This window comes from Paenibacillus farraposensis (genome assembly GCF_020736845.1).
GTDB lineage: Bacteria > Bacillota > Bacilli > Paenibacillales > Paenibacillaceae > Paenibacillus > Paenibacillus farraposensis.
Genome location: NZ_JAFFQR010000105.1, coordinates 150,179 through 161,300 on the forward strand (window position 1 = coordinate 150,179; position 11,122 = coordinate 161,300).

Below are 11,122 nucleotides of genomic sequence, written 5' to 3' on the forward strand. Positions count from 1 at the left end.
CGAAATTTGTAGGCACAGTAATGAGCAAGTCAGTTACAGGAAATGATGCGAATGGTCGTGTAATTAACACTTTAACCATCAACACGGGTAATGCTGGCTGTAACATGGCAATTAATCCAACAGACCACGCAGGTATAATCAGGTCCAGTGGATATTTAATGTTGCGTATTGGAGTATAAATTCCCCAATATAATTGACTTTACTTCCCAACTAATTGTAAGGTATTAACATCTAGTGTTAGTGAGGGAGGTTGTTAGAAGAATGAGGAAGAAATTTACTCTGTTTTTTATTGTCACTGTTTTTATTTTCACTATCGGAATTTCATATGCGTTCGGAAAAAGTTATATTGATTTTAAAGCTGGTAATTTTTCTAGTACTGTGCTCGGCAAGTTGGATAAAGAAACCAAAAACACAGTCACAGCAGATAAGTTTGGTGCCACCGGGGACGGGACAGATCAGACGAAAGCTATCCAGTCTGCCCTCAATTACCTTGAAAGCATAGGAGGCGGTAAACTCGTCCTTGGCAAAGGGACGTATCTGCTAAGCCTAGCAAAAAGTGCACATAACAAGGCATGTTTAATGATTCCGGCTGGAGTAACTATTGAGGGTTCTGGTATGGGTGTCACCATCCTTAAACGCCTTGATAGCGAGCGGAATCAAGACGGTATACTGCTAGTTAATAAAGGTTACGACACTAAGGGAGGTTATAAAGCTGCGGGTAACATCGTATTACGGAATTTTACGATTACGGACGGCGCTGTAACCGCAACACCGAGGACTTACGGGGATTTAATTGCACTAGGACATGCTGACAATGTGTTAATTGAACGTGTCCAATCGTTAAATCACGATCAACATTTTGCGGACATTTGTGGCTCTCGAAATATAATCATAAGAAATTGTGTTGGTTACAATCTACAAGATACCTACGGGTCGGCTACGGTACAAGTTGATCGCGCAAAAAATCTAGGCATTTGGGGCCTGCTACTGGATGGCACAAATCCTGAGAATATAAAGGTGTCAAATAATAGGATAACATCTATGTCTGAGTTGGTTTTGCAACTTGGGCATGATCAATCCAACGTTAAGGATTTGAAATTAGTGAACAACACGATTACTTGTACGAATAAAGCTAAAAGCCAAGTTGCAATAGGTAATGATGAGGATACTTCAATATCAAGGACTGAAATTAAAGGTAATATAATAGAACTTAACAATACTGATAGTGTTGGTATACGCTTAGTAAGCGATCCTAAGAACAAGTTTAAAGACATTTCGATCTCCAACAATACTATAAGTGGAAAGATGCGAGCTGCAATTTTCATTGGCAGTTCTATAATGTCGAGTTAAATTATTTTTTTATTACACGCCCTTTATGGCGTGTTTTTTTATGCCCTCGGAGTGGTCGGGGGCTTATTTGTTTTGGAATAATTAAGAGAATATTTAACGGAATAATTTACAAGGTTTTTGACAAAGGGCAGGAAAATTGTCCTGACCTATAGAGATGGGGGAAAAAGTATGCATGAGAAAGTCGATCAGGTGGTTAAGGGCCTGTCCGCGGGGGCCATGATCGGTTATTTTTTCGGGGGCTGGACAACGATGTTGACGCTACTATGGTGGATAGTCGTTATCGACTTCGCACTGGCTGGGCAGCAGCTTGGATAAATGGTGAGCTAAAAAGCAGGAAAGGATTTTACGGCATAGCTCGTAAGGTAGCAATATTTCTAATGGTTACAATAGCTCACTTGATTGATCGTATTCTTGGGGATGCACACTATTTCCGAGATGCGGTCATTTTCTTTTATTTGGCGAATGAACTGTTATCCGTTATTGAAAATGTAGGCCGCATGGGTGTACCTATGCCGGACGTGCTCAGAAATGCTGTTAAGATTTTTGAGTCTCGTTCTCAAGCTCCTAAAAATCCGAGTATGCCAGACCTGGAGCCACAAAATAAAGATCAGGATATATAAGGAGGAATTACATTGCAAGCACGTAAAAAGGGAAATGCCCAGGGAATCGACGTATCACATCATCAAGGCGATATTGATTTCAAAAAGGTTGCTGCTGACGGCATATCATTTGTTTTTATAAAGGCAACACAGGGCAAGACGTTTCGCTCCAAGACGTTCCTCCAATTTGTGGAGGACGCAAAAGCAGCTGGTCTGCTGATAGGTGCATACCATTATGTGGACGATTCGGCTACTACACCGGAAGCGGCCCGACAGGAAGCAGCAAACTTTGTATCTGCAATTAAGGACGCTGGAGGCATTCAGGCTTTCGATCTACCGCCTGTTATGGATTATGAGTCCAATAAGTCGGGCCTGAGCAAAGCGGCAATTACTACCGTAGCCAAAGCGTTTTTGCAGGAAGTTGAGCAACTTACTGGCGTGCAGCCTATTGTGTACACATACCCATCGTTTATCGGTAATTTCAGCGGACTAAACAATTACCCGCTATGGGTCGCGCGTTATAGCTCCACACAGGTTCCACCAGATGCGTCCGGCTGGACAAGTTGGGACTTTTGGCAATACAGTGACGGCAGCACTGGTGGGATGCTTCCAAGTGGTACACGCAAGGTATCAGGTATTGCCGGTCCAGTTGATTTAAATGAGTTTAACGGCACAGTGGACGAACTGCAGACGCGGTTCAAAAAGAAAGGGGAAAGTACAGTGATAGAAAAGCAAAGAGACATTAACAAGGTTAGCCCGTGGGCAGAGGATGTATGGACTGAGATGACCGAAAACGGGTATTTTGATGGTACTCGCCCGGGCCACCAATTACCCGGGAAGAGGCTGCTGCTGCTCTTAGTCGTTTACGTAAAAACATTCTCAAGGGGGATAAGTAATCATGCAAACTATAATCGAAACCGTACAACCATATGTAAGTACCATTGCAACAGCAGTCGTAGGTGTACTCACAGCCGTTATTCTTGCTGGACTGAATACAGTTAAGGTAAAAGTAAATACATGGCTGGAGGCCCGTACAACGGCAGCACAGAGAGAAGTAATTCACAAGATAGCAGGAGAAGGCTTTGCATTTGCTCAGACAGCATTTAAGCAGGCCGGGGGAGAGCGTAAACTTCAGGAGGCATTGCAGTATGCTACACTTCGATTAGCGGAGCAAGGTATTACAGTATCAGCTGTAGAAATTCGATCCGCGATAGAAAAAGCATATCTGGATTATAAGGCTAAGACAAAGGCAGTATCCATCGCTGAAACACAGCCAAACGAGGATGTAGCGCAGGCTGCAGCTAAGGAAGCTGTATCTTCTCTGGCTGCTAAGGTATCGGAGATACTTACACAGGCTACAGGATCAGATGCTACGGAAAGCACGGTGCCTAAATCGTTGCAAGAAACCGCTCCAGCAGAACGGGCAACTGTAACGGGTTTAGCTGTGGAATGAATGACTAGATTTATATAGGTATATTGTATATAATAATATATATATGGGGAACATACGTTCTATGAAAGAACATTTGTTCCAATTGCCAATCGTTCCATAATCAGGGATCATAGAACTATGACAATAGTATAAATTTCCTAGGTTACAGGACGGAGGCAATTGAAGATGGCAAGAAAGTTTCATTATTATAATGTCGTAATAACGTTAAACGGAACCGCAACTACTTTATATTTTTCTGATTTTCTTGAAGCGGTTATGAATATTGATTGGCCCAATCGTCTTAGAAAGATTAAATTTCACCCTACTGCCTTGTTTCATGTTAAGATGCCACATCATGATTTGGATCAGACCTGCAGAGTAGCTTGCGTCGGAAAGTATAGACAGTCAATAAAACCATATGCTGGTGATATTAATTCTGATCAAGCGAGTATGATTGACAAAGATATCATTGAAATGGTTACTTTGGTTACGGTGCCAATGGTAAGGACTGTACTAGTAGAGTTTAATTATTTTGGAGTCAAAGTACAGGATATTGAAGATTATCTTAATTCATTTTTCCCTATGGATAATCCAAGGAAACAATGGGCGGTTAGTTTCCTGCCAGTTGACTCTGAACTTAGTTTAGCTGACATTAGAAGATCTAATGACATCAAAAGCGTAACTTTAAAAATGAATGCTGAAGATGAAGATTTTGCTGCGACGTTACTTCGCTCTCAAAATCCATCACAAAGTAGCTCTGTGTTTGGTGGATTAATGAATCTAGCTGGTACAATTAATGAGGAAACTGACGCGCCCATAGTGGAGCTTAGTTTTGGAAAGGGCCGTAAAAGAAAAGTTGATTTAGATAGTGTGGAGATTTTAAGGCTCATTGATCTACTGCAAATCAATGAGAACGATTCAATCTTATCTTGTAAAGTAAAGTATAAAACTCCGCAAAGCAAAAAAACTCAAGAACTGGAACTAAAAAATATAGGCATTAAAAGCGATTCAGTTCTCGAAGGAGACAAAGCTAATCATGGTTGGGAATTCATAGGAGATAAAATTTTAGAGCGTTATATAGAAAAAGGTAGACAGGGCTCTATTGCAATCCGAAGAATGCCCTATGATGAAGAAGCGAATATGCCTGTTTTGGTGCCTTTGCCAGGGGAAAAATATTTTGTACCAATTCAGCAAGGTCAAAGAGATGAAGATGAACAGTCAGCTTAATAATTAGTTATGAAGCTATGAGAGTGAAGTGATTTTAATGAGAACATCTCGTTGGGCCGATCGATTTGGATGGTTTCTTGAAAAAGGGCTAATTTGGATTGTATGCTCCCTTTTTGTTTTGATATTTCTAGGTAACAAGCTATTAATTCTTTTTAATATGAGTTATGGGCTTTATTCACTGGAAAATTTTCTTTATCATAGTTATGACTTGATTATAGAACCTAATATCGGAACGATTACAACGATTGCTTCAATCTTTGTGGGCATCTATATTACGGTTTTATCTGTACTTGGTAGTATTAAAGCTAATTCAGTTATGGCGTTACTGAGTGATAATCTTTTGAAAAAGATTATTAAATATGTTATTACTGGATTGATTGCTTCTTTTGTTGTTGTTTTTTACTCCTTTTTCGCCATTTTGATTACTAATGAGTTTATAAAATCGTTTTTTTTCTTCTTATTTGTTTTTTACATGCTTCTTACATCTTTAAGGCTCGGTATTAACTTATCTGTAATTTATAGCGTTGATTTGCACAAAATTTCTGAGAATATTGAAAAAGAGAAAGATGAAGCAGAAAAGTATAAACGTGTGATGTCTAGACTGGAAAAATATTTAGATGATCGAGAGGCAGAACGGTTTAGACAAAGGTAGCTAAAAAGGATGTGACACCCTACTGGCTAAGCCGGTGGGGTGTTTTTGTTTACCTAGAAGTCCATTCCCTAAACAATACCTCGCATAGGCTGTGGAGTAAACAAAGGAGGCGTACGTGTGAGGGGAATAGAAATAGGTTGCGAAGAAACTGCCGGGAAAGTTTGGACATCGATAACTGTGGTCTTGGCATTGTTCATTTTATTGGTAATCATTTTAATTCTTTTATAAAGATTCTTAGGCTCCACCGTCATTTTTGCAAATTGTCGCTTAGCCCTGTCAATTTTTTTAATGACACATACTGTACACCGTATCTAAAAAAAAAAGGAGGAGTTCATGTGAGTGAATGTGGGCATGAGCATAAGGCCAAACATTTTTGTCCTTTCACATCGACGGGGGCAATTTTGGTACTCTTTATTCTGTTGGTTATCATCATTAAAGCCTGTTGGGTTTAATTTTTAAAGCATCGCGGCAGTAACGCCTAATCATTGTTTCGGTATAAAAGGCTCTACTGGTATGTAACCGGTAGAGCCATTGTAATGTTTACCTGTATGCCCTGTCCTCTGACGAATTTGTGCATATATTTATGTTGTACTACAAATAAAGGAGGTTCAAGCCATGAGTGGATATGAAGGTGTAGCAGGTTATGGTGGATACGGTGGACATAACTCTATAGGTGCAATCTTGGTGTTGTTTATTCTGTTGGTTATCATTACTAAAGCATTGTGGGTTTAATTTTGTGAAAAGAACTAAACACTCGAATAACAAAAAACCCAGCCAACCTTAAATGGTCGGCTGGGGAATATTTTTAGGCTCTTTTCGTAAAGACTGTTGCTAAAAGATATCAAAGGGAGCAATGCCTTTGCCCTGCTGAAAAAATTAGTGTTTTCTCTTTTTAACATTTACGTTGAACAGATTGGCAGCCAGCGCATTGCCTTGTGCACGGGCAGACGCTTTTTGTTTTGACCGGATCGAAATGCTATTTCTTTTTACATGGTGTTTTCTTCTACTCATAGGAATCACCTCCTTTCATAGGAAATGAAGGTGCGGATGGTTTTAGTGGTGCTTTTTGCGTTTGGATATTTTGATGTTCAGTGCATTGGTTGCCAGCGCATTACCATTTCTTGTTCTGGCATTTGCAGCCTGAAAAATTTTAACGACCAAGAATTTGTTTTTACCGACACGATGTTTGAACGTTTTTACTCTTGTTTTGATCATCTGCATCCCCCCTTGCTAAGGTATACTTTATTTATATGTCAGTGGCGATAGCGATGTATAAGCATGAATCTATTAACAGCAAAAAGAAACTATTACCTAATAGATAGATTTCTATGTCCCATATAAAAGATATTAAACTCAACATATCGTCATATTAAAAGGCTCTGATCGTGATCAGAAGATCGTTATGCCAATGGGAGATGCAGACAGAAACTTTATAGAATATTAAAACACCGGATTGCTCCGGAGTTTTTTTATTGAAGGATTTTTTAAATTTCACCGAAATACCTATTCTGAGGTGATCAACATGAACTTACATATTGTGTTTACAAAATCACCCAAACCAATTATACTGATAACAACACATACGGAAGCACCGTTGTGCAATCCGAAAGCATTGGTGACACCCTACTGGCTAAGCTGGTGGGGTGTTTTTACGTTTAGGGGGAATTAAGTTGAAGAAAGGTCTAATTTTAGAGATAGTAATGGTAGTTATCATCACATTATCCTGGAATATATGGAGATTGGGGCATGAACAAAAACCAAATGTGGTCCCAGTAACGAAAGTAACACAAGTTTCTGCAGAAGCAGGCAAAGAAATTATTAGGCTGGTGTTTCCGTCAGATAAGTATCCAGAAACAGCCCAGCATATTAAAGAAGCTATAGCAGCAGGGAAGTCGCCCGCATGCACGATTGACCGCGAAGGGGCCGAGCATAATCGCGAGTTGTCCCTCAAAGACGTGCCTACGCGCAAGGGTAAAGCTCCTGATGAGTGGCCTATGGCGATGTGTGCAGAAGGTGGAGTGGGTGCAGATATTAAGTACATAAGTCCAAAGGATAGTCGTGGAGCTGAATCCTGGGTGAGTGACCAGCTGTACGTATTTAAAGATGGGACTCGAATAGAGTTTGTCGTTAAATAACAAAAAATCCCCGCTAACCTTAACTGGTCGGCAGGGAATTTTTATTTATTTCAAATTATGCATTGACAGGTTCAGGGCGCTTTACTTGTAGCGGTGGAGGAATAAGCCAACCCTTTTCTTTGTTCATTTGAAGTATTCGTACGCCTAAAGCCGTCTTGGTTAGGTGATACTTAGCGAATAAAGCACCAATGTCTTCTCTGACCGATTGACCCATAGCTTGACTGCAGGAAGCCAGCCCGATAGAGGTATCTGATGAAATTTTAGCAGCTATTTCGGGATCAGTAAACCTAGCACCTGCGGGAATATCTTCAAGTTTCACAGGTGGTCTTTCTGGCATGACCGGAGCTGGGGCAATTCCATTATCAGTGAGCAATGTATCGCATTCTTTGATCTCCAGTTTGGCCTGATCGATAAGATCATCAAGTATTTTTTTTAGTTCCTTGTCTCCAGCGTGGTTTAAAAATGCTTGGTAAAAGGAAACGCTGCCCTTTGCTAATGCAGAGAACATCCATACACTATAAATTTCTCCATAGTGCATAGGCTCATTTTTAGGATTACCGCTTAGAATACCCATTGTAATTACCACTCCTTCGTTTTCTTATTTTGTACGTGTTTATTGTGCCCAACAGTGAAAATTTAATGTAAGACCAGTCACCAAAGTGGTGTAGCAGGATCATGGGTAAGTCACAAGCTGGATAAATATAAAGATGGGACCCGAGTAGAGTTTATCGTTAAATAGCAAATCCCCGCCGACCATTAAAGGTTAGCGGGGATTTTTTCTGTTTTTGAACGAAATGTACTTATCACCCTAATCTATTCGATTACATTGCTGCTATAAAAGGTTCCTGTTTTAAATATACGTTTACTCCAATAAATCATTACCAGCAAACCTAGTAGTGAATTACTAAAACACACACTAAGAATTCCTTACCGTAACGCTACGATAGGAATGCAGCAGAAAGCATATTTTTTATAAGACAAGAAACGATGGCGTATCGGCAAAATTATTTCTATAATCCAATCGAAATTTGTATCTCCATTAGGCTAACCCCCATATACTGCGTATGATCAATAATCTAGGGAGGATAACACTAAATGAAAGAAGAAATAAGACAACTGCCACCGTTTTCTTTGCCAACGTCAACCATTCAACCGGACTTTCAGCTTTCTTATCCGTATTCACCCATATACCCCTGCCCATCAGTTCCTTCTCCATCATTCCCTACAGTTAATGAGGCTTTAGCTAAGGCAAACTCTGTTGTTCCAGGAATATTACAAATGGCTCACCAGTTAAAAAGTCCAGAAGACATTGACCCGGTCACTACGTCCCTTGGTTTATCGCCTCAATTATTCAATTTCCAAATGGCCACCCGAGTCACTACACCTATAGGGAAGGCACTACATGTCCCGGTACAGATTAGCAAACGGGAGGGCGGTCGAAAATCATTATATTACCTGAATCCTGGCGAAGAGGTTTTAGCTGGCGTCTACGTGATTGATGATAATATCTTTTATAGGTTCGTGCGGAGGATGTCAGGGGAGGTTATCCCAGCTCAGACTGGTGATTGCTTTGCCGAACGGATTGCAACTCGTGATGGTAAAACCTTGGTAATGGAAACAGGAAGGTTAGAAGTACTCGACCCCAGATTGGGCATTGGGTTATTATACCCTGAACAACAACCATCAGTAATAGCGGCGCGGCGGGGCATCAGTATATGGATATTCTGGAGCTTTATCAAAATTGATTGGTAGGTTTGGGAACAGATAAAAAAGGAAACAACTGTGCTGATCGATCTGAACTGTAACCCTCATGGAGACTGCTGCAAAAGTTGAAAGAACAACTTTACTCCCCAAAAAACGGGCCTTCAGGATTGATTCTAAGGCTCGTTTCGAGGTTGCTGCTCATAGCGGCTAGTTTTTTGTTTATTGTTACTGTGCCTGTTCAATCGCATAGTCATCAGGTTGTCCAGGATGTCGTTGGAGGTGCCTAAGCGCAAATAGGAGCGGAACGAAAAAGGCTTTGAAATAATACACTCCTAAAACGGCTCTAATTATGAACCAACAGGTCATCACGGGGAATCTGAGAATAAAATGCTCTCAGGTTCAAGATCACAGTAGACCCTAGAAAATCAACTATTATCAAGAGGTTAGATGGTTATTCCGTCTAGCCTTTTTGACTTGTACTTGGCTTCAAAATGTATTATTGAATTAGGAAGGATTTATGTGTAAAGAGTGGGAATAACAAGCATATTGACAGGAAGTCAAATAATTTTAATCCCTATGCTAAAACACAAGCCAATATCGCTCAGGAACTTGGTATCACGAAGCAGCAGCTACATAATTATAAAAAACTTCTTACACTCATTCCTTTACAGGATATGGTTGAGGGTCACAATTTGAAAGCAAGGACGGTAAGCCTTTAGACATAGGTAGAAAGGATAGTCCTTCGCATAACAATTAGGAATCAGGGTCATTTTCCATAAATTTGAATAGTGTTATTATGTCATAACGAACTCAAATCAGAGGTATTTTATGATAACCATTAAAGTGACGCCTGAGCAACTTATGAGTGTTTCCAAGCAATTCGAACAGGCACAACAATTAGTAACACAAATGAATAGTAATTTAGTACAACAAATTTCATCTATGGGGCAATTGTGGGAAGGACTGACTAAAGAACATTTTTACTATTCCTTCCAGACCTCTCAGAAGAATATGGCTGACTTTGTTACCCTGACAGATTCTATTGCAAAAGAATTGCGTCATCATGCGGATAAATTTAGATTAGCTGATCTGATGGAAGCAGGTAGTATTGACGAAAGTTGTTTCCCACCTCCACCGAATTCATGTGCTGTTCCTGCTCCAGATACACGGAATGCGTTCCAGAAATCAGTTGATAGCTTAACTGAAATAGGCCAGGATTTTGTAGACGCTGCTGAGGAAAGGTATGAAAAACGCTATGATTCAGTAGGAGGGTTTTTAGACTATTGGACATTCGGTATTCCTAAGGGTATGTATGAAGGTTACGTGGAACGGGCAGCTAAACAAAATGATTCATGGAATGACATGCTCAATTTCGGTACATTTGGAGTAACGGGCATGATTCAGGGAGCATTTAACCCTAGCAACGCTTGGTCAAAGGAACACTGGGCTAATATGATCGGTACAGCTGGGTTGTTTGGAGGAGTCAGCTCAGTAATTAAACCTAAAATTGGTTTGAAATCATCTATTAAGTATGAGATTCCGAAGAATAATACGAATTCTAATTTACTGAATTCAATAGAATCTGAACCTAAAACAGAAGTACAAACAGGTGGGAGAAACGATCTTTCAATTGATGAATATTTTCGTAGAGAAGCTGAAGCAGATGAGATGTATGATCAAATCAGAGCTTCAGATAGTGATGTAAGAGCAATAGCCGAAAATTCTGGAATGAAGGAAAGTAGAGTTCAAAGAATCAAAGAACACGTTTTCATAAACGAACACATAAAGTCAAGTGGTTATGGTAGATTTCACTCTGATTACGAAATAGCTCAAGCATGGGATAGATTACAAAAAGGGGTACAAACAGAAAAAGATATGGATTTGCTTAACCATGAATTGTTTGAATCTAGATTTGAGGGTATATTTAAAACAGACTATGAGACTGCTCATAACGCTGCGGTAAGGTCGGGTCGTCCATGGGAAATAGAGTAGAGGAGATTTTATAATGGGAGCATTTGTTTTA

At 40.0% G+C, this 11,122-nt stretch carries 12 protein-coding genes and 1 pseudogene; 10 read left to right on the forward strand and 3 right to left on the reverse strand.

Annotation, left to right across the window (positions count from 1 at the left end; genetic code table 11):
• Nucleotides 1-261: 261 nt before the first annotated feature.
• The 7 genes and pseudogenes from JO375_RS17085 (at nucleotide 262) to JO375_RS17120 (ending at nucleotide 5,992) form a co-directional block, all read left to right on the forward strand.
• Entirely contained in the window at nucleotides 262-1,350 is a 1,089-nt protein-coding gene (locus tag JO375_RS17085; protein WP_229525593.1) for a hypothetical protein, read from the forward strand.
• Between the two features lie 168 nt (nucleotides 1,351-1,518).
• Nucleotides 1,519-1,970, forward strand: a pseudogene (locus JO375_RS17090) (phage holin family protein).
• A gap of 12 nt (nucleotides 1,971-1,982) precedes the next feature.
• A complete protein-coding gene (locus JO375_RS17095) occupies nucleotides 1,983-2,951 on the forward strand; it encodes a glycoside hydrolase family 25 protein (RefSeq protein ID WP_229525594.1) in 969 nt (322 codons plus the stop codon).
• Nucleotides 2,848-3,402: a phage holin, LLH family gene (locus JO375_RS17100; RefSeq protein ID WP_229525595.1), complete on the forward strand. Its 555-nt coding sequence runs from the start codon at nucleotides 2,848-2,850 to the stop codon at nucleotides 3,400-3,402. The genes JO375_RS17095 and JO375_RS17100 overlap by 104 nt, the downstream gene beginning before the upstream one ends.
• Before the next feature lie 165 nt (nucleotides 3,403-3,567).
• On the forward strand, nucleotides 3,568-4,608 hold the full coding sequence (locus tag JO375_RS17105; protein ID WP_229525596.1) for a hypothetical protein: 1,041 nt from the start codon (nucleotides 3,568-3,570) through the stop codon (nucleotides 4,606-4,608).
• A gap of 37 nt (nucleotides 4,609-4,645) precedes the next feature.
• Nucleotides 4,646-5,260 carry a hypothetical protein gene (locus tag JO375_RS17110; RefSeq protein ID WP_229525597.1) on the forward strand — a complete coding sequence of 205 codons (615 nt, stop codon included), beginning with the start codon at nucleotides 4,646-4,648 and terminating at the stop codon, nucleotides 5,258-5,260.
• Between the two features lie 615 nt (nucleotides 5,261-5,875).
• Nucleotides 5,876-5,992 (forward strand): YjcZ family sporulation protein, encoded by a 117-nt coding sequence (locus tag JO375_RS17120; RefSeq protein WP_229525598.1) that lies wholly within the window; start codon nucleotides 5,876-5,878, stop codon nucleotides 5,990-5,992.
• A 144-nt stretch (nucleotides 5,993-6,136) separates the two neighbouring features.
• Here JO375_RS17120 and JO375_RS24590 read toward each other — a convergent pair whose 3' ends face one another.
• Together JO375_RS24590 and JO375_RS17125 are read right to left on the reverse strand one after the other, a co-directional pair.
• On the reverse strand, nucleotides 6,137-6,271 hold the full coding sequence (locus JO375_RS24590) for a hypothetical protein (protein WP_267497739.1): 135 nt from the start codon (nucleotides 6,269-6,271) through the stop codon (nucleotides 6,137-6,139).
• Nucleotides 6,272-6,313: 42 nt separating this feature from the next.
• Entirely contained in the window at nucleotides 6,314-6,475 is a 162-nt protein-coding gene (locus JO375_RS17125) for a hypothetical protein (protein WP_197029894.1), read from the reverse strand.
• Nucleotides 6,476-6,960: 485 nt separating this feature from the next.
• On the opposite strand from JO375_RS17125, the gene JO375_RS17130 reads away from it, so the two are divergent.
• Nucleotides 6,961-7,395, forward strand: coding sequence for a nuclease (locus JO375_RS17130; protein ID WP_377532134.1), 435 nt, complete (start codon nucleotides 6,961-6,963; stop codon nucleotides 7,393-7,395).
• Between the two features lie 55 nt (nucleotides 7,396-7,450).
• Here the strand turns inward: JO375_RS17130 and JO375_RS17135 are convergent, their stop codons facing one another.
• Nucleotides 7,451-7,969, reverse strand: a complete 519-nt coding sequence (locus tag JO375_RS17135; RefSeq protein WP_229525600.1) for a DUF3231 family protein — start codon at nucleotides 7,967-7,969, stop codon at nucleotides 7,451-7,453.
• A gap of 521 nt (nucleotides 7,970-8,490) precedes the next feature.
• Here JO375_RS17135 and JO375_RS17140 point away from each other — a divergent pair.
• Together JO375_RS17140 and JO375_RS17145 are read left to right on the forward strand one after the other, a co-directional pair.
• Nucleotides 8,491-9,147, forward strand: coding sequence for a hypothetical protein (locus JO375_RS17140; RefSeq protein ID WP_229525601.1), 657 nt, complete (start codon nucleotides 8,491-8,493; stop codon nucleotides 9,145-9,147).
• Between the two features lie 780 nt (nucleotides 9,148-9,927).
• Nucleotides 9,928-11,091: a WXG100 family type VII secretion target gene (locus tag JO375_RS17145; protein WP_229525602.1), complete on the forward strand. Its 1,164-nt coding sequence runs from the start codon at nucleotides 9,928-9,930 to the stop codon at nucleotides 11,089-11,091.
• Nucleotides 11,092-11,122: the final 31 nt, after the last annotated feature.

Bases quoted from the DNA above. Each gene is read 5' to 3' on its own strand.
- JO375_RS17085 (WP_229525593.1), top strand. From the start codon at position 262: ATGAGGAAGAAATTTACTCTGTTTTTTATTGTCACTGTTTTTATTTTC.
- JO375_RS17100 (WP_229525595.1), top strand. From the start codon at position 2,848: ATGCAAACTATAATCGAAACCGTACAACCATATGTAAGTACCATTGCA.
- JO375_RS17105 (WP_229525596.1), top strand. From the start codon at position 3,568: ATGGCAAGAAAGTTTCATTATTATAATGTCGTAATAACGTTAAACGGA.
- JO375_RS17110 (WP_229525597.1), top strand. From the start codon at position 4,646: ATGAGAACATCTCGTTGGGCCGATCGATTTGGATGGTTTCTTGAAAAA.
- JO375_RS17120 (WP_229525598.1), top strand. From the start codon at position 5,876: ATGAGTGGATATGAAGGTGTAGCAGGTTATGGTGGATACGGTGGACAT.
- JO375_RS24590 (WP_267497739.1), bottom strand. From the start codon at position 6,271: ATGAGTAGAAGAAAACACCATGTAAAAAGAAATAGCATTTCGATCCGG.
- JO375_RS17125 (WP_197029894.1), bottom strand. From the start codon at position 6,475: ATGATCAAAACAAGAGTAAAAACGTTCAAACATCGTGTCGGTAAAAAC.
- JO375_RS17130 (WP_377532134.1), top strand. From the start codon at position 6,961: ATGGTAGTTATCATCACATTATCCTGGAATATATGGAGATTGGGGCAT.
- JO375_RS17135 (WP_229525600.1), bottom strand. From the start codon at position 7,969: ATGGGTATTCTAAGCGGTAATCCTAAAAATGAGCCTATGCACTATGGA.
- JO375_RS17140 (WP_229525601.1), top strand. From the start codon at position 8,491: ATGAAAGAAGAAATAAGACAACTGCCACCGTTTTCTTTGCCAACGTCA.
- JO375_RS17145 (WP_229525602.1), top strand. From the start codon at position 9,928: ATGATAACCATTAAAGTGACGCCTGAGCAACTTATGAGTGTTTCCAAG.